We start from the raw sequence: 14,014 nt of genomic DNA, 5'->3' as shown, positions 1-14,014 counted from the left end.
AAACCGACACATCACCCTATAAGAATCAATAACTTAGCGTTGTATATTCCTACAGTAGTAAACCTCCTCCGGCGTCCTGCCGAACAAAACCAACCCCATTCGAGAGAATGCTACGACCCCAATCTCACATGCAAGAGAATCACATCAACCATAATGTGGTGCTCGTAGTCGTCGAGTTTTTCGCCTGCCTTTAATTTTTCAGCGATCCCATTCAGGAAGTCATTGTCTGTCTCTCCGACAATGTCGAGGGCGAACTCCAGAACCTTTCCTTCTAGAGGTTCATTCTGATTGAGCCGGCGTTTCACATGGCCGCACATAGCGCTTATCGATTTCATTTGTCCTCTCTCCACCAGCTGCCGTCAGAAGCTTTAGCGACCCTAGCACGGGAGAACCTGGAGGAAAAATTCTGACTGATATAGGCCAGATGACACAAACTAAAAATAAATTCCCCCATAAACATTGGTCCAAACGGTAGCGTTGCCGTAGATGGTCGCACCACGGATCGGCACAACCCAGTGCACGCCGTGCTTTCGGCTCTCGGCGTAAACCTCATCCGCATAGTGACCTCCGGATTGAGTGCTGATGCTGCTGGGATAGCGTACTGCCCTGACTTCATGATGCCGCGGGCAATCAGTGCTTTCTCGAAACGCTTATGAGGCCGGCGACCGCCCTTCACTGCCTGTTGCAGGTAGGTTTCTGCTGGTACGCCCGAGGCCCACGCATCCTTAAAGAAGGTGCGCGCCTCAGGGTTGCCCTTCTTGGCGGTCTTCACATAAAGGCTATTCATCGTGGTTGCGGTTGGCCTATCGAGACGAGCCCTCAACACTGATAGCTCACCTTGCTTAACCAGCATCGCCAATCGTGTGGACATCAGGGCAAAAGCAAAAGGGAGTTGCTTGCTACCAACGGTTCTCAAGGCCTTAGAAAGCTCCTCCACATTGGTGCGGGCATCGTCTTAAGCATCTTTCACCCCGTCACTTCTGACTGTAATTAGCCCTCTACCTTGCGAGCTGCGGCGCGCTCGTAGAAGCCGCGCACCTTCTCTACACCAAGGAATCCGACGGTACCTCCAGCGAATGTGGCCATGCTTTGCGGTAGGCCCATCCATTCGAGTAGCGGCACCAGTGACAGCGTAACCAGCCCGCAAAGCGCGCCCTCCAGGTACATCTGACGGCGCGTGCCACCGCCATACATCACCCGCAGTACGGCAATAACGACCGACAAACCAGCGGCAAAGAGTTGAGGTTGATGCAAAACCAACCAGGCAAGCGCAGCGGCCCACAGACCAGGATCCTTTTCAGGCATGTTTGGCATCTCGGTATCCTCCCAGCAAGGGAGTGAAGGAATAAAAGGGCCTGCGCAGGCCCAGAAACAATCCAAAAGCAAACAACACATTTCTGTTATATTAACACAGAAATGTTGTAGAATGGACTCATCCAAACAACGAGGCGAGGTGATGAAGTTCAGCGAGTTCAGACAATGGTTGAAGGCCCAAGGGGTGACCTTCGAAGCAGGCAAAGGAAGCCACTTCAAAGTCACCGCCCCAAACGGCAAAAGGACAACCTTCGCGGATCACGGTAGCAAGGAAATGCCAGAACCGACCCGCAAGGCGATCATTAAACAACTGGGGCTCTGAGAGCCCCTTCACCACATCTGAACGCTGGACGATCACCTCCGAGGAGTGACCATGTACAACTATGCAATTCGATTTGAGCGAGACGATGCACCCGGGCTCGCCGTGTTCTGCCGTGACCTGCCGCAATTCAACAGCTATGGCGATGATGAGCAGCACGCAATGAGTGAAGCGGTGGACGGTATCGAGACCACCCTGTCGATCTATGTCGATGAGCGCCGCGCCATTCCGGCAGCATCTTCCCCACTGGAGGGGGAGCACGTCGTTCACTTGCCAGCGGTAACCGTTGCCAAGATCGCGCTATGGAACGAGATGATGGCCCGCGATATGCGCAAGGCTGATCTGTGCCGGTTGCTCGGCGTACATCAGGCCCAGGGTGATCGCCTGGTCGACTTCCTGCACACTTCGAAAATGGAGCAATTGGAAAACGCATTGGCGGCTCTCGGCAAACGTCTTTCAGTGTCTGTCGAGGCTGCCTGACGCGATCGATGTAACAAATCGGCTCCAACAGCACTCCCAGCTCGGAGCAATGGGTGTGCTGGAGCCGAAAACGAAAAAGCCCCGGCAAATGCCGAGGCTTCGTAATAATTTTATTGGTAGCGGCGTGTTCTAACACCTACGAATCAAAGACCAGTCACAACAACTTCAACTATTCGCTCAACATTTGATGGAGTGAACTCAAACGCAATAGTTGTTTGGTTCAGCTTCACGACCTTGGCCTGGATATCGCCAATAAACTGGACGCTTGTGGCCTCGTTCACCATAGCAATGGGAAGAACAAGATCATGTGAAGAATGACCGGGACTCAAAGTAACCATACGGCGAGTAACAATGACACCGTTCGCGTATAGCTTGTAGGAACCGCTAGCACTTCCTCCGCTCGCGAGGATCTGCTTCTTCTGCACTTCCTTTTCTATCTGCGGCGCAGGGTCCTTACCGATCACCTCCTTGGAGGTCTCACCCATGGTCATTTCAATGCCGTCCTTCGTTGCCTTAAATGTGGCAACTCTGGTAGCTGCAACCGCGATCTGGCTACGAAGGGAAATCAAAACGATCAGCGCCACAACTGGCCACGAAAGGTTACTGGCCAATGCTGCAACTAATTCATATCCGCTCAAGCAAACCATCCTTGTCTGTTCAAATAGCAAAAACCCGGCTCAAGGGCCGGGCTTTGCTCGCGGAAAAACCGCAAAGCTACTGAAATCTACATATCGGGCCCGGCCCTGTCAAGCACACCTTGAATTCGCTAATACGATTCAACTCAATACAGGTAAAAGCGCTCTCTCGACATCAAACGAGTTTCTCGACACCCGCGTTTCGTAACATGGAACGTTTAGCCGTTTCGCGGCCTCCTGAACCTGTTGCTTTACTTGTGGTGATGCACGATTACCAATTATCAGTTCAGCGATCGCGTCGAAGGGAACCTTAAATAGAGATATTTTGAACGGCTGGGAGTCAATCGTATCGTCAGCCTGGTTGAGAAACGCGACTTTCCTCTCCTCCTTTTCATACTCCCAATTGACTGATTTTGTCAGAAGCAACCGGATAGACTCCTCTGGATTTAGCCGACGAGCTGACATTACTAATCGCCGCACCGAATACTCCACTGGCGAAAGCGGAAAATTCGGTCGTTGATGTGCGTTTTGTCCGCTGAAAAAATCATGATCTCTATGGAAGCCCACACAAAACCCGGAATAAGAATTCGTATAGTGCGACCACATCAAAGCACTATCCCATCTCGTGCTCACTGACAGAATCCCTAGGGCAGAATTCATTTTGCCCAGAGCATTTTCCAAAAAATTTCCACTGAACTTTGCCTGATTGCTAATAAGCGTTTTTTGCTTTTGTTCCCACAACTTGGTGGCTGATTTTAACTTCAGCCGACGATGGGCGCGGCTGTCTGTAGGTAGTGGTTCATAATTACGGAAGTGCTGAGTTTTAATCTCCGCAATGGCGAGCGCCTCCAACTCCTCAGATATGGATGGAAGGCACTCATACGGGTCATTGAGAGCACCTGGGGGAGTGAAACGTATTAAACCATCACTCAAAAATCCTAAGCGATCGGTATCAAGATATTTGTAAACACGACTCATAATAGCGGCTCTAAGCTCCTCCATGGCATGCTTTCAACTATACGTCCCCCTTGCGAACCACACCATCCGCTACGCTGCCTCTCTCCACACATCCAAGGCTCCATCAGTCCAAGCAATTCCAGCCTTCCAGAGCTGCCTGGTCCTCTCTTCACCGAAGCCCAATTTCTTACCCACATCAACCAAAGCCTTGTCCCGTGTGGTGTAGTACTTCATCAGAACGTTGCCACATTCAGGGTATCGCTTCAGCAGGCGCCCCATCAATGCGCCAGCGCCGACGACAGACATGGCTGGATATACCGACCCACGGAATTGAAGAGGTTGGGCATGGCCGAGGAACAGCAGGAGCCGACGGCGGAATCGCTGAAGCAGAAGAAGAAACGGGCCAAGAAGGCCGAGGACGATGCGAAGAAGGGTGTTGGTGTCTTCAAGGTTGAAGAGGCCGGCGTGTTCATGCCGGACCTCAAGCGCTTGATGAAAGAGCACGGTTTCAACAACCAGCAGGAGGTGTATCAGAACCTGCTACGCAATGTGATTGCTGCGGACTTCGAGACTGCTACCCAAATGCTTCGCTGTGTCACGACACCTTACGAAATACCCAAAAAGGTGTGGCAATCTTTTCACGAGCAGAGCATGGCCGAGCTGAAGCGCGATCCCGGCGATGAGGTTCTACGACCTAGTATCGCTTATCGAGGTTGAACTGCTTGGCGAACTCCTCGGCGCGGGCGAATGCCGCATTTTCTGCCTCTTGGTCGGTAGCGAACTCACCTTTGCGGGTCGGAGGAACTACGCGACCGTTTACGCTGACCGAAGCAATGTCCCATCCGCCTGCGGGTGCGGCGGCCAAATCAACCCGCACGCTGCCTCTAGTAGTGCTTTTTCTGACTACCATCTTTCTCTCCTTATTCCGGCCCCATGCCGGTTATCCGTAATACCCCACCACTCACAAAAATGCCACATTCGCTTCCTGTCACGGAGGCGTGGAGACTTCGCGCTCATGCCGATAATCAATCCAGTATTTCCAGACTCGCTGAGCAATATCGCAGAGGTCATGGCTATTCCCGGACTTGTCGGTGTAGATCCAGCAAGGAAGTTGATTTACGCCATCCTCATCGGTTCCTACCCGATCTCGCAAGCTAAATGTCTGGGACTGCGTCTTTGGGTGTTTAACATCGTTGGTAAGTAAGCGGCAAACATCAAGCGCCGTACCTGCTTCCGGATCGCGGGTTTTTACCATCTTGATCACCTCCGCAGGATTCTCGGCGCCGCGCTGCTTTGCTGCTTTATCAGTCATGTGGTTTAAGAAGAAGAGTGCCGTTACCAACCGACGGTAGATGAACATGAATCTGCCAATATCGACAGGTATGTCAGCCTGGTACTCAAACCAGAACTCCTCAAATGCTGGAGCGGCAAGCTCCTTGAAATAACCTCGCAGGTCGCTGAGTTCAATCGTACCCACACGCGTCTCCTTCCGGCTCCATGCCGGGCCGAACACAAATACCCCGCTTCAACGAAGCACGCCAGTCGGCGAGGCAGGCGTCTGCCTGGAGATTGCCAATGAGCATTCCCGCAAATGCGTTAAGCGACGAAGAGTGCCTGCACTACGCCGCGCTTGATCCGGCGGCCGCCGCCGAACTGACCCGCCGATTAACCTCGCAGAGCATCGATCCGAGCGCCGAGCGTGAAGAACTACGCGAAGACATACGCCGCCTCGAAAGCCAGGCGAGCGATGACGAAGACGAACTCGAAGATCTTCGCGATGGTGCCGGCGAGGCCAGCCAGTGGATCAAGCGAGCAATGGACCCGGACGACCGGGAGCTTTCACTGAATGCGCTGCTGCAAAAAGCGCTCGACTGCCTGGAGTGATGCCATGAGCACCTTTGCCGTATTCGGAATGAATGAGCACTTTGCCCGCGTAGAGGCGAAGCGCAAGGTCCGTGACTTCAAGATCGAAAAGGGTAAGCGGATTGAGCTCACGATGAGCCAGTGGCTTCAGGCCGTAGAGGATCGAGTGATCAAGATCATGGACGGCAAGCGCGTTGCGCAGCTCAGCAGTATGTTCGACGCCGCCGATTACGCCGACAGGATTCGCAAACTGGGTCGGTGCCGAGACGTAATCATCAGGGCAAAGATCAAACTACCGCAGAACGACTTGCGGCATAAGTCACCAACAAAGTTTTCGTGGATGGATTATTCGCCGGAATCAACAGCGGCGGTTTGATCGCCCCAAACCGACCGAGTTAAGTGCCGGCGAGGGTAACGATTGATTGAATTAATCAGACAAAGACTTCTGGCTACATCCTCAAGAGCGCTAGCGATTTTGTCACTTGCTTCCTGAATGGCGACGATCATCAAACCGTTGTTGAATTCAGAAGTCGCTGCAGATACGCAGGCCGCGATCAGCTCGGGATGAGCCACTGCATACCCCTCACCCAGAATTTTGTCGATATTGCTTACCGTGTGCAGAAGGATGTCATGCAAGGGATAGAAAGAAGAAGAGATGCCTGGCTTTCACGAGGTTCGAGCATTGTCGCTGCACCTGTAGAAGTAAACCGGAAAGGATGGGCAGAAAATTGCAGGACATGCGAGCGAGGGCATGACCAAAAACTACCAGCGGGACCACGAGGGAATCGTCTGGGCTAAGGCAATTCCGGACCTGAATATCAGCGAAATCACCGGGTAGTTTTGCGCCAGTTTTGCGCGGGTTTTGCGCGGGTTTTGCGCAGACACAAAAAAGCCGATCTAAACTGATCGGCTTAAGTGTCTGATTTTACTCAGGGAATATGGTCGGGACGGAGTGATTCGAACACTCGACCCCTAGCACCCCATGCTAGTGCGCTACCGGACTGCGCTACGCCCCGACTAGGCGTGAAACTCGTCCTTCATCTCGAAGAACGCTCAAGAATATATCGCAAGCTTTTGAAAACTGGAAGTATTCAAACGCATGAATTTATTTCTTGAGGACCACCAGCACATCTTCCAATTCGGCGATCATCTGCCGAATCATCTGTTTGTATTGAGTGGTGTCGTCTTTGGCTTCATCGCCGGACAAACGCAAGCGTGCGCCGCCGATGGTGAACCCTTGATCGTAAAGAAGCGCGCGGATCTGCCGGATCATCAGCACATCTTGTCGCTGATAGTACCGACGGTTTCCGCGCCGTTTGACGGGGTTGAGTTGAGGAAACTCCTGCTCCCAATAGCGCAGCACGTGTGGTTTTACCGCACACAGCTCGCTGACTTCACCAATGGTGAAGTAGCGTTTGCCTGGGATGACGGGTAGCTCGTCGTTATGACTTGGTTCCAGCATAAGCCTCAACTCGGGCCTTCAACTTCTGCCCTGGACGAAAGGTGACCACACGGCGAGCCGTGATCGGGATTTCTTCACCCGTTTTCGGATTGCGGCCAGGCCGCTGGCGTTTGTCCCGAAGGTCGAAATTGCCGAAACCGGACAATTTGACTTGTTCGTTGTCTTCAAGAGCGTGCCTGATTTCTTCAAAAAACAGTTCGACCAATTCCTTGGCCTCCCGTTTATTCAGGCCCAGCTCTTCATACAGACGTTCCGCCATTTCAGCTTTCGTCAGAGCCCCCATACGTCACTTCCTTAACGTGGCGTTCAACCTTTGTTCGAGCGAGGTGAGGATGTTTTGCGTCGTGGTATTCACCTCATCGTCATTAAGAGTGCGCGATGGATGCTGCCAGGTCAAGCCGACTGCAAGGCTTTTTCTATCAGGATCAATGCCTTTACCCTGATACACGTCAAATAGCCTGAGGTCCGTCAGCCATTCCCCTGCATTTTCACGGATTACGTCCAGTACAGCACTGGCTGCGACGTCTTTTTCGGCGATCAGCGCAAGGTCACGACGCACTTCAGGAAAGCGCGACAACTCCTGGAATTTAGGCATTTTACCCAACGCCACTTCGGCCAGAACCAGCTCGAAAACGAAGACCGGACGATCGAGACCGAGGGTTTTCGACAATTCAGGGTGGATTGCGCCAACGAAACCTACCAAACGGCCTTCGCGCTCGATGCGTGCGGTTTGACCCGGGTGCAACGCAGGGTGTTTGCCCGGCACGAACGTGAACGAATCCAGTGCACCGGCGAAGCCCAGAACCGCTTCCACGTCAGCTTTCACGTCGAAGAAATCCACGACGTCGCGGCCTTGCGCCCAGCCTTCCGGAAGACGAGTACCGCAAACGACACCCGCCAGCATCGGCTCTTGCTTCAAGCCTTCCAGCTGACCGACAAAACGCAGACCGCTTTCGAACAGACGCACGCGATCCTGTTGACGGTTCAGGTTGTGCTGAAGCGCCTTGACCAGACCAGGCCACAGGGACGAGCGCATGGCCGCCATGTCGTTGGAAATCGGGTTAGCCAGCAGCAGCGGCTCGACACCCGGATTAAACAACTCGAATTGTTTCGGATCGATGAAGCTGTAGGTGATCGCTTCCTGATAACCGCGAGCCACCAGCAGGCGACGCAGTTCAGGCAGATCGCTACGCGCTTCAGCCTTGGCTTGCGGCGCAAGTCGGGCTTGCGGGTAACGAACCGGCAGACGGTTGTAACCGTATAGACGGGCCAGTTCTTCGATCAGGTCGACTTCGAGGCTGATGTCGAAGCGATGGCTTGGCACTTCAACGCGCCACTGCCCTGCCCCATCGGCAGAAATCTTCAGACCCAGGCCGCTGAGCAGTCGCTCGACTTCGGTCGAATCCATTTCCATACCCAGCATCTGAGTGATGCGTTGCGCACGCAGAGTAACCGGCGCAATCGAAGGCAGGTGCTGTTCGCTGACGGTCTCGATGATCGGGCCGGCTTCGCCGCCAGTGATGTCCAGCAGCAGGCCAGTGGCGCGCTCCATGGCTTCACGGGCCAGTTGCCAGTCCACGCCACGCTCGTAGCGGTGCGAGGCGTCGGTGTGCAGGCCATAGGAACGAGCCTTGCCAGCCACGGCGATCTGATCGAAGAACGCACTTTCAAGGAAAATGTCACGAGTGGTCGCGGTGTTGACGCCGCTGTGCTCGCCGCCCATTACGCCGGCGATTGCCAGGGCGCGGGTGTGGTCGGCGATCACCAGCGTATCGCTACGCAGGCTGACTTCCTGACCGTCGAGCAGCACCAGCTTCTCGCCTTCTTCGGCCATACGTACGCGGATGCCGCCATTGATTTCGGCGAGATCGAACGCGTGCAGCGGTTGACCCAGCTCCAGCATCACGTAGTTAGTGATGTCGACGGCCGCATCAATGCTGCGCACATCGGCGCGACGCAGACGCTCGACCATCCACAGCGGCGTAGGCTTGGACAGGTCGACGTTGCGGATCACTCGACCCAGGTAACGCGGGCAAGCGGCTGGTGCCAGCACTTCAACCGAACGCACTTCATCGTGCACGGCTGGAACGGTCGCCACGACCGGGCGGGTGACTTCAGCGGCGTACAGCGCGCCGACTTCACGGGCCAGACCGGCCAGGGACAGGCAGTCGCCGCGGTTCGGGGTCAGGTCGACCTCGATGCTGGCGTCGTCCAGGTTCAGGTATTCACGAATGTCCTGACCGACCGGCGCATCGACCGGCAACTCCATCAGGCCATCGTTGCCTTCGCCCACTTGCAGTTCAGCTTGCGAGCACAGCATGCCGTTGGACTCAACGCCACGCAGCTTGGCTTTCTTGATTTTGAAGTCACCCGGCAGTTCGGCACCGATCATGGCGAACGGGATCTTCAGGCCCGGACGCACGTTTGGCGCACCGCACACGACCTGAAAAGTCTCCGAGCCATTGCTGACCTGGCAAACACGCAACTTGTCAGCGTCCGGGTGCTGCTCGGTGCTCAGCACCTCGCCCACCACCACACCGCTGAATTCACCGGCGGCCGGCGTAACGCTATCGACCTCAAGACCGGCCATCGACAGACGGGCAACCAGCTCGTCGCGACTTACCTGCGGGCTAACCCAGCCACGCAGCCATTGTTCACTGAATTTCATCCTGCTCTCCTAAGAATTCGTTACGACTAGCGAAATTGCGCGAGGAACCGCAAGTCGTTGTCGAAGAACAGACGCAAGTCGTTCACGCCGTAACGCAGCATGGCCAGACGCTCAACGCCCATGCCGAAGGCAAAGCCCGAAAACTCTTCCGGGTCGATCCCGGACATGCGCAGCACGTTCGGGTGAACCATGCCGCAGCCCATCACTTCCAGCCAGCCAGTCTGTTTGCAGACACGGCAGCCTTTACCGCTGCACATCACGCATTCCATGTCGACTTCAGCGGATGGCTCGGTGAACGGGAAGTACGAAGGACGGAAACGCACGGCCAGTTCTTTTTCGAAGAACACGCGCAGGAATTCTTCGATGGTCCCTTTCAGGTCGGCGAAGTTGATATCGCGATCGACCAGCAGGCCTTCGACCTGGTGGAACATCGGCGAGTGGGTGATATCGGAGTCGCTACGGTACACACGGCCTGGGCAGACGATGCGGATCGGTGGCTGTTTCGATTCCATGGTGCGGACCTGTACCGGCGAGGTATGGGTGCGCAACAACATGTTGGCATTGAAATAGAAGGTGTCATGCATCGACCGGGCCGGGTGATGGCCTGGGATGTTGAGCGCTTCGAAGTTGTGGTAATCGTCTTCGACCTCAGGACCTTCGGCGATGCCGTAGCCAATGTGGGTGAAGAACTGTTCGATACGTTCCAGAGTGCGAGTAACCGGATGCAGACCACCCGAGGTCTGGCCACGGCCAGGCAGGGTCACGTCAATGGACTCGGCAGACAGTTTGGCGGCCAGGTCGGCCTCTTCAAACAGTGCCTTGCGGGCATTGAGAACCTCTGTGACACGCTCCTTGGCAACGTTGATCAGGGCGCCGACTTGCGGACGCTCTTCTGCCGGCAAATTCCCCAGGGTCTTCATCACCTGAGTCAATTCACCCTTTTTGCCAAGGTAGTGAACCCGGATTTGCTCCAGGGCATTGATATCTTCAGCGCTTTGCACAGCCTCTAGTGCTTGAGAGACGAGCGCATCCAGGTTTTCCATGTACAGACTCCAGATACAAAATAGGGGAAGAGCTTGAAGGCTCTTCCCCTATTTATGACGTTTAACACCTGGCCCCACAGAGGTGAGGCCGGGTGACTGTCGGGGGTACTTAAGCCAAGGTGGCTTTAGCTTTCTCGACAATCGCAGCAAACGCCGCTTTTTCGTTCACTGCCAGATCAGCCAGAACCTTACGGTCGATCTCGATGGACGCTTTTTTCAGGCCGGCGATGAAACGGCTGTAGGACAGACCGTTGATACGTGCACCAGCGTTGATACGAGCGATCCACAGAGCGCGGAACTGACGTTTTTTCTGACGACGGTCACGGTAGGCGTATTGGCCTGCCTTGATTACCGCTTGCTTGGCAACACGGAATACGCGCGAGCGAGCGCCGTAGTAGCCTTTAGCAAGTTTCAGAATTTTTTTGTGACGTTTACGGGCAATGACGCCACGCTTTACACGAGCCATGAGTTACTTCCTCTATTCTTGACTAAAATTAACGAAGGCGCAGCATGCGCTCGACTTTTGCCACGTCAGACGGATGCAGCAAGCTGCTACCGCGCAGTTGACGCTTACGCTTGGTCGACATTTTAGTCAGGATGTGGCTCTTGAAAGCGTGCTTGTGCTTGATACCGTTAGCAGTTTTCAGAAACCGCTTAGCAGCACCACTTTTCGTTTTCATTTTTGGCATGTTCGGATACTCCGCATTCAGTTGATAAACATAATCAGAAGGCCTGCCGTGCCCTGTTGATTACTTCTTCTTTTTCGGGGCGATGACCATGATCAGCTGGCGTCCTTCCATCTTAGGATGCTGTTCGACCGAACCGTACTCGAGCAAGTCACCTTCAACTCGCTTGAGGAGTTCCATCCCCAGCTCCTGGTGGGCCATCTCACGGCCGCGGAATCGCAAGGATACCTTGGCCCTGTCCCCATCACTCAGGAAACGTACCAGGTTGCGCAGTTTTACCTGGTAATCCCCTTCCTCCGTCCCTGGACGAAACTTGATTTCTTTAACCTGAATCTGCTTCTGGTTTTTCTTGGCCGCGGCAATCTGCTTCTTCTTCTCGAAGATCGATTTGCCGTAGTCCATCAGTTTGCAAACAGGGGGTACTGCATCGGCGGAAATCTCCACCAAATCCAGCTTGGCCTCTTCAGCCTTAAGAAGCGCGTCTTCAATTGACACAATCCCAAGCTGTTCACCTTCAGCCCCAATTAACCGAACCTCGCGTGCCGAGATATTCTCGTTGATCGGGGCTTTCGGTGCAGCTCGTTTATCTTGTCTCATTTCACGCTTAATAATAATTACTCCGAATCTGGGCGACCACGCCGGGAAACCGCTTGCGCGAGAAACTCAGCGAACTGGGCGACGGGCATCGAGCCCAGGTCAGCACCTTCACGAGTACGCACAGCGACAGTCTGCATCTCGACTTCCCGATCTCCGATAACCAAGAGATAGGGAACCTTGAGCAAAGTATGCTCGCGGATTTTAAAGCCGATCTTTTCATTTCTCAAGTCAGACTTGGCACGAAATCCGCTTTCGTTGAGAGTTTTTTCAACCTCGGCGGCAAAATCGGCCTGTTTGTCAGTGATGTTCATGATCACTGCCTGGGTCGGAGCCAGCCACGCAGGGAATGCACCCTCGTAGTGCTCGATCAGGATTCCGACGAAACGTTCGAAGGATCCAAGGATCGCCCGGTGCAACATCACCGGATGCTTGCGACTGTTGTCTTCGGAGACGTATTCGGCTCCCAGACGGACAGGCAGGTTAAAATCGAGCTGCAGGGTACCACACTGCCAGACGCGACCAAGGCAATCTTTCAGCGAGAACTCGATCTTCGGACCGTAGAACGCACCCTCGCCCGGCTGCAGATCGTACGGCAGGCCAGCGCTATCAAGGGCTGCAGCCAATGCGGCTTCGGCGCGGTCCCACAGCTCGTCGGAACCGACGCGTTTTTCCGGACGAGTGGACAGCTTCATCTCGACATCTTTGAAGCCGAAGTCGGCGTAGACGTCCATGGTCAGCTTGATGAACGCAGCGGATTCGGCCTGCATCTGCTCTTCGGTGCAGAAGATGTGGGCGTCGTCCTGAGTGAACGCACGCACACGCATGATGCCGTGCAGCGCACCCGATGGCTCGTTACGGTGGCAGGCACCGAACTCGGCCAGGCGCATCGGCAACTCGCGGTAGCTTTTCAGGCCCTGGTTGAACACTTGCACGTGGCAAGGGCAGTTCATTGGCTTGATGGCGTAGTCGCGGTTTTCCGACTGAGTGGTGAACATGTTGTCGGCGTAGTTGGCCCAGTGCCCGGATTTCTCCCACAGGCTGCGGTCAACGACTTGTGGAGTCTTGATCTCCAGGTAGCCGTTGTCGCGCTGAACCTTGCGCATGTACTGCTCGAGTACCTGATACAGCGTCCAGCCGTTCGGGTGCCAGAACACCATGCCCGGCGACTCTTCCTGGGTGTGGAACAGGCCCAGGCGCTTGCCGATCTTGCGGTGATCGCGCTTTTCAGCTTCTTCGATGCGCTGGATGTAAGCCGCCAGCTGCTTCTTGTCCGCCCATGCGGTGCCGTAAACGCGCTGCAATTGCTCGTTCTTGGCATCGCCACGCCAGTAGGCGCCGGACAACTTGGTCAGCTTGAAGGATTTCAGGAAGCGGGTGTTCGGCACGTGCGGACCGCGGCACATGTCGACGTATTCTTCGTGATAGTACAAGCCCATGGCCTGTTCGTTCGGCATGTCCTCGACCAGGCGCAGCTTGTAGTCTTCGCCACGGGCCTTGAACACTTCGATCACTTCGGCGCGCGGAGTGACTTTCTTGATCACGTCGTAATCTTTTTCGATCAGCTGTTGCATGCGCTGTTCGATGGCGGCCAGGTCGTCCGGAGTGAAAGGACGCTCGAAGGCGATGTCGTAATAGAAGCCTTCGTCGATGACCGGGCCGATGACCATTTTGGCGGTCGGATACAGCTGCTTGACCGCATGGCCAACCAGGTGGGCGCAAGAGTGGCGAATGATCTCCAGCCCCTCTTCATCCTTTGGCGTAATGATTTGCAGCGTAGCGTCGGCGCTGATGATGTCGCTGGCGTCGACCAGCTTGCCATCGACCTTGCCGGCCACGGTGGCCTTGGCCAGACCTGCACCAATGGATGCGGCGACCTCGGCTACGGAAACCGGGTGATCGAATGAACGTTGACTGCCGTCGGGAAGAGTAATAGTTGGCATGGCGCCTCCTCTCCTAGTGGTGACCCCTACCAAAGGTCACGTGGGTTGGG

Annotated in this window: 19 protein-coding genes, 1 tRNA gene and 1 pseudogene; 6 read left to right on the top strand and 15 right to left on the bottom strand. The window is 54.9% G+C overall.

Going from position 1 to position 14,014, the window contains the following annotated elements:
- Nucleotides 1–110: 110 nt before the first annotated feature.
- The 3 genes from KGB25_RS09560 to KGB25_RS09550 form a co-directional block, all read right to left on the bottom strand.
- Nucleotides 111–335, bottom strand: coding sequence for a hypothetical protein (locus KGB25_RS09560; protein ID WP_223434842.1), 225 nt, complete (start codon nt 333–335; stop codon nt 111–113).
- A complete protein-coding gene (locus tag KGB25_RS09555; protein WP_223434841.1) occupies nt 332–916 on the bottom strand; it encodes a hypothetical protein in 585 nt (194 codons plus the stop codon). Before KGB25_RS09555 ends, KGB25_RS09560 begins: the two co-directional genes overlap by 4 nt.
- 74 nt (nt 917–990) lie before the next feature.
- Nucleotides 991–1,314: a phage holin, lambda family gene (locus KGB25_RS09550; RefSeq protein ID WP_223434840.1), complete on the bottom strand. Its 324-nt coding sequence runs from the start codon at nt 1,312–1,314 to the stop codon at nt 991–993.
- A 142-nt stretch (nt 1,315–1,456) separates the two neighbouring features.
- Here KGB25_RS09550 and KGB25_RS09545 point away from each other — a divergent pair, with 142 nt between their 5' ends.
- Nucleotides 1,457–1,636: a type II toxin-antitoxin system HicA family toxin gene (locus KGB25_RS09545; RefSeq protein WP_223434839.1), complete on the top strand. Its 180-nt coding sequence runs from the start codon at nt 1,457–1,459 to the stop codon at nt 1,634–1,636.
- A gap of 51 nt (nt 1,637–1,687) precedes the next feature.
- A complete protein-coding gene (locus KGB25_RS09540) occupies nt 1,688–2,113 on the top strand; it encodes a type II toxin-antitoxin system HicB family antitoxin (protein WP_223434838.1) in 426 nt (141 codons plus the stop codon).
- A gap of 143 nt (nt 2,114–2,256) precedes the next feature.
- On the opposite strand, the gene KGB25_RS09535 is transcribed toward KGB25_RS09540, so the two are convergent.
- Together KGB25_RS09535 and KGB25_RS09530 are read right to left on the bottom strand one after the other, a co-directional pair.
- On the bottom strand, nt 2,257–2,751 hold the full coding sequence (locus KGB25_RS09535) for a hypothetical protein (RefSeq protein WP_223434837.1): 495 nt from the start codon (nt 2,749–2,751) through the stop codon (nt 2,257–2,259).
- A gap of 138 nt (nt 2,752–2,889) precedes the next feature.
- Complete coding sequence (locus KGB25_RS09530; RefSeq protein WP_223434836.1) at nt 2,890–3,726, bottom strand: DUF2971 domain-containing protein; 837 nt, start codon at nt 3,724–3,726, stop codon at nt 2,890–2,892.
- Nucleotides 3,727–4,050: 324 nt separating this feature from the next.
- Here KGB25_RS09530 and KGB25_RS09525 point away from each other — a divergent pair, with 324 nt between their 5' ends.
- Entirely contained in the window at nt 4,051–4,422 is a 372-nt protein-coding gene (locus tag KGB25_RS09525; RefSeq protein ID WP_223434835.1) for a hypothetical protein, read from the top strand.
- A gap of 271 nt (nt 4,423–4,693) precedes the next feature.
- On the opposite strand, the gene KGB25_RS09520 is transcribed toward KGB25_RS09525, so the two are convergent.
- Nucleotides 4,694–5,182, bottom strand: coding sequence for a hypothetical protein (locus tag KGB25_RS09520; RefSeq protein WP_223434834.1), 489 nt, complete (start codon nt 5,180–5,182; stop codon nt 4,694–4,696).
- A 98-nt stretch (nt 5,183–5,280) separates the two neighbouring features.
- Here KGB25_RS09520 and KGB25_RS09515 point away from each other — a divergent pair, with 98 nt between their 5' ends.
- The 3 genes and pseudogenes from KGB25_RS09515 to KGB25_RS09505 form a co-directional block, all read left to right on the top strand.
- The gene (locus KGB25_RS09515; protein WP_223434833.1) at nt 5,281–5,589 is read left to right on the top strand and encodes a hypothetical protein; all 309 of its coding nucleotides are present in this window, start codon (nt 5,281–5,283) and stop codon (nt 5,587–5,589) included.
- Nucleotides 5,590–5,593: 4 nt separating this feature from the next.
- The gene (locus KGB25_RS09510) at nt 5,594–5,944 is read left to right on the top strand and encodes a hypothetical protein (protein ID WP_223434832.1); all 351 of its coding nucleotides are present in this window, start codon (nt 5,594–5,596) and stop codon (nt 5,942–5,944) included.
- Between the two features lie 267 nt (nt 5,945–6,211).
- A pseudogene (locus tag KGB25_RS09505) lies at nt 6,212–6,406 on the top strand (integrase); the annotation flags it as partial.
- Between the two features lie 101 nt (nt 6,407–6,507).
- Here KGB25_RS09505 and KGB25_RS09500 read toward each other — a convergent pair.
- The 9 genes from KGB25_RS09500 to thrS form a co-directional block, all read right to left on the bottom strand.
- Nucleotides 6,508–6,584, bottom strand: a tRNA-Pro gene (locus KGB25_RS09500).
- Nucleotides 6,585–6,673: 89 nt separating this feature from the next.
- On the bottom strand, nt 6,674–7,030 hold the full coding sequence (locus KGB25_RS09495; RefSeq protein WP_003179985.1) for a MerR family transcriptional regulator: 357 nt from the start codon (nt 7,028–7,030) through the stop codon (nt 6,674–6,676).
- A complete protein-coding gene (gene ihfA / locus KGB25_RS09490) occupies nt 7,011–7,313 on the bottom strand; it encodes an integration host factor subunit alpha (protein WP_002553164.1) in 303 nt (100 codons plus the stop codon). Before ihfA ends, KGB25_RS09495 begins: the two co-directional genes overlap by 20 nt.
- Before the next feature lie 3 nt (nt 7,314–7,316).
- Entirely contained in the window at nt 7,317–9,698 is a 2,382-nt protein-coding gene (gene pheT, locus KGB25_RS09485) for a phenylalanine--tRNA ligase subunit beta (protein ID WP_223434831.1), read from the bottom strand.
- A gap of 26 nt (nt 9,699–9,724) precedes the next feature.
- Nucleotides 9,725–10,741 carry a phenylalanine--tRNA ligase subunit alpha gene (gene pheS / locus KGB25_RS09480; protein ID WP_007905876.1) on the bottom strand — a complete coding sequence of 339 codons (1,017 nt, stop codon included), beginning with the start codon at nt 10,739–10,741 and terminating at the stop codon, nt 9,725–9,727.
- Between the two features lie 109 nt (nt 10,742–10,850).
- Entirely contained in the window at nt 10,851–11,207 is a 357-nt protein-coding gene (gene rplT / locus KGB25_RS09475) for a 50S ribosomal protein L20 (RefSeq protein ID WP_007905879.1), read from the bottom strand.
- A 28-nt stretch (nt 11,208–11,235) separates the two neighbouring features.
- Complete coding sequence (gene rpmI, locus KGB25_RS09470) at nt 11,236–11,430, bottom strand: 50S ribosomal protein L35 (RefSeq protein ID WP_002553160.1); 195 nt, start codon at nt 11,428–11,430, stop codon at nt 11,236–11,238.
- A 60-nt stretch (nt 11,431–11,490) separates the two neighbouring features.
- On the bottom strand, nt 11,491–12,042 hold the full coding sequence (gene infC / locus KGB25_RS09465) for a translation initiation factor IF-3 (RefSeq protein WP_172435341.1): 552 nt from the start codon (nt 12,040–12,042) through the stop codon (nt 11,491–11,493).
- Nucleotides 12,042–13,964 (bottom strand): threonine--tRNA ligase, encoded by a 1,923-nt coding sequence (thrS, locus tag KGB25_RS09460; RefSeq protein WP_008023971.1) that lies wholly within the window; start codon nt 13,962–13,964, stop codon nt 12,042–12,044. Before thrS ends, infC begins: the two co-directional genes overlap by 1 nt.
- Between the last annotated feature and the right edge of the window lie 50 nt (nt 13,965–14,014).

The organism is Pseudomonas sp. BF-RE-21, assembly GCF_019947305.1.
Lineage (GTDB): Bacteria > Pseudomonadota > Gammaproteobacteria > Pseudomonadales > Pseudomonadaceae > Aquipseudomonas > Aquipseudomonas migulae.
This window is presented reverse-complemented; position numbering and strand designations above follow the sequence as displayed.

What these genes read in the sequence shown, in the direction of transcription:
- KGB25_RS09560 (WP_223434842.1), bottom strand. Translation starts at nt 335, where the DNA reads ATGAAATCGATAAGCGCTATGTGCGGCCATGTGAAACGCCGGCTCAAT.
- KGB25_RS09550 (WP_223434840.1), bottom strand. Translation starts at nt 1,314, where the DNA reads ATGCCAAACATGCCTGAAAAGGATCCTGGTCTGTGGGCCGCTGCGCTT.
- KGB25_RS09545 (WP_223434839.1), top strand. Translation starts at nt 1,457, where the DNA reads ATGAAGTTCAGCGAGTTCAGACAATGGTTGAAGGCCCAAGGGGTGACC.
- KGB25_RS09540 (WP_223434838.1), top strand. Translation starts at nt 1,688, where the DNA reads ATGTACAACTATGCAATTCGATTTGAGCGAGACGATGCACCCGGGCTC.
- KGB25_RS09530 (WP_223434836.1), bottom strand. Translation starts at nt 3,726, where the DNA reads ATGAGTCGTGTTTACAAATATCTTGATACCGATCGCTTAGGATTTTTG.
- KGB25_RS09525 (WP_223434835.1), top strand. Translation starts at nt 4,051, where the DNA reads ATGGCCGAGGAACAGCAGGAGCCGACGGCGGAATCGCTGAAGCAGAAG.
- KGB25_RS09515 (WP_223434833.1), top strand. Translation starts at nt 5,281, where the DNA reads ATGAGCATTCCCGCAAATGCGTTAAGCGACGAAGAGTGCCTGCACTAC.
- KGB25_RS09510 (WP_223434832.1), top strand. Translation starts at nt 5,594, where the DNA reads ATGAGCACCTTTGCCGTATTCGGAATGAATGAGCACTTTGCCCGCGTA.
- KGB25_RS09495 (WP_003179985.1), bottom strand. Translation starts at nt 7,030, where the DNA reads ATGCTGGAACCAAGTCATAACGACGAGCTACCCGTCATCCCAGGCAAA.
- ihfA (WP_002553164.1), bottom strand. Translation starts at nt 7,313, where the DNA reads ATGGGGGCTCTGACGAAAGCTGAAATGGCGGAACGTCTGTATGAAGAG.
- pheT (WP_223434831.1), bottom strand. Translation starts at nt 9,698, where the DNA reads ATGAAATTCAGTGAACAATGGCTGCGTGGCTGGGTTAGCCCGCAGGTA.
- pheS (WP_007905876.1), bottom strand. Translation starts at nt 10,741, where the DNA reads ATGGAAAACCTGGATGCGCTCGTCTCTCAAGCACTAGAGGCTGTGCAA.
- rplT (WP_007905879.1), bottom strand. Translation starts at nt 11,207, where the DNA reads ATGGCTCGTGTAAAGCGTGGCGTCATTGCCCGTAAACGTCACAAAAAA.
- rpmI (WP_002553160.1), bottom strand. Translation starts at nt 11,430, where the DNA reads ATGCCAAAAATGAAAACGAAAAGTGGTGCTGCTAAGCGGTTTCTGAAA.
- thrS (WP_008023971.1), bottom strand. Translation starts at nt 13,964, where the DNA reads ATGCCAACTATTACTCTTCCCGACGGCAGTCAACGTTCATTCGATCAC.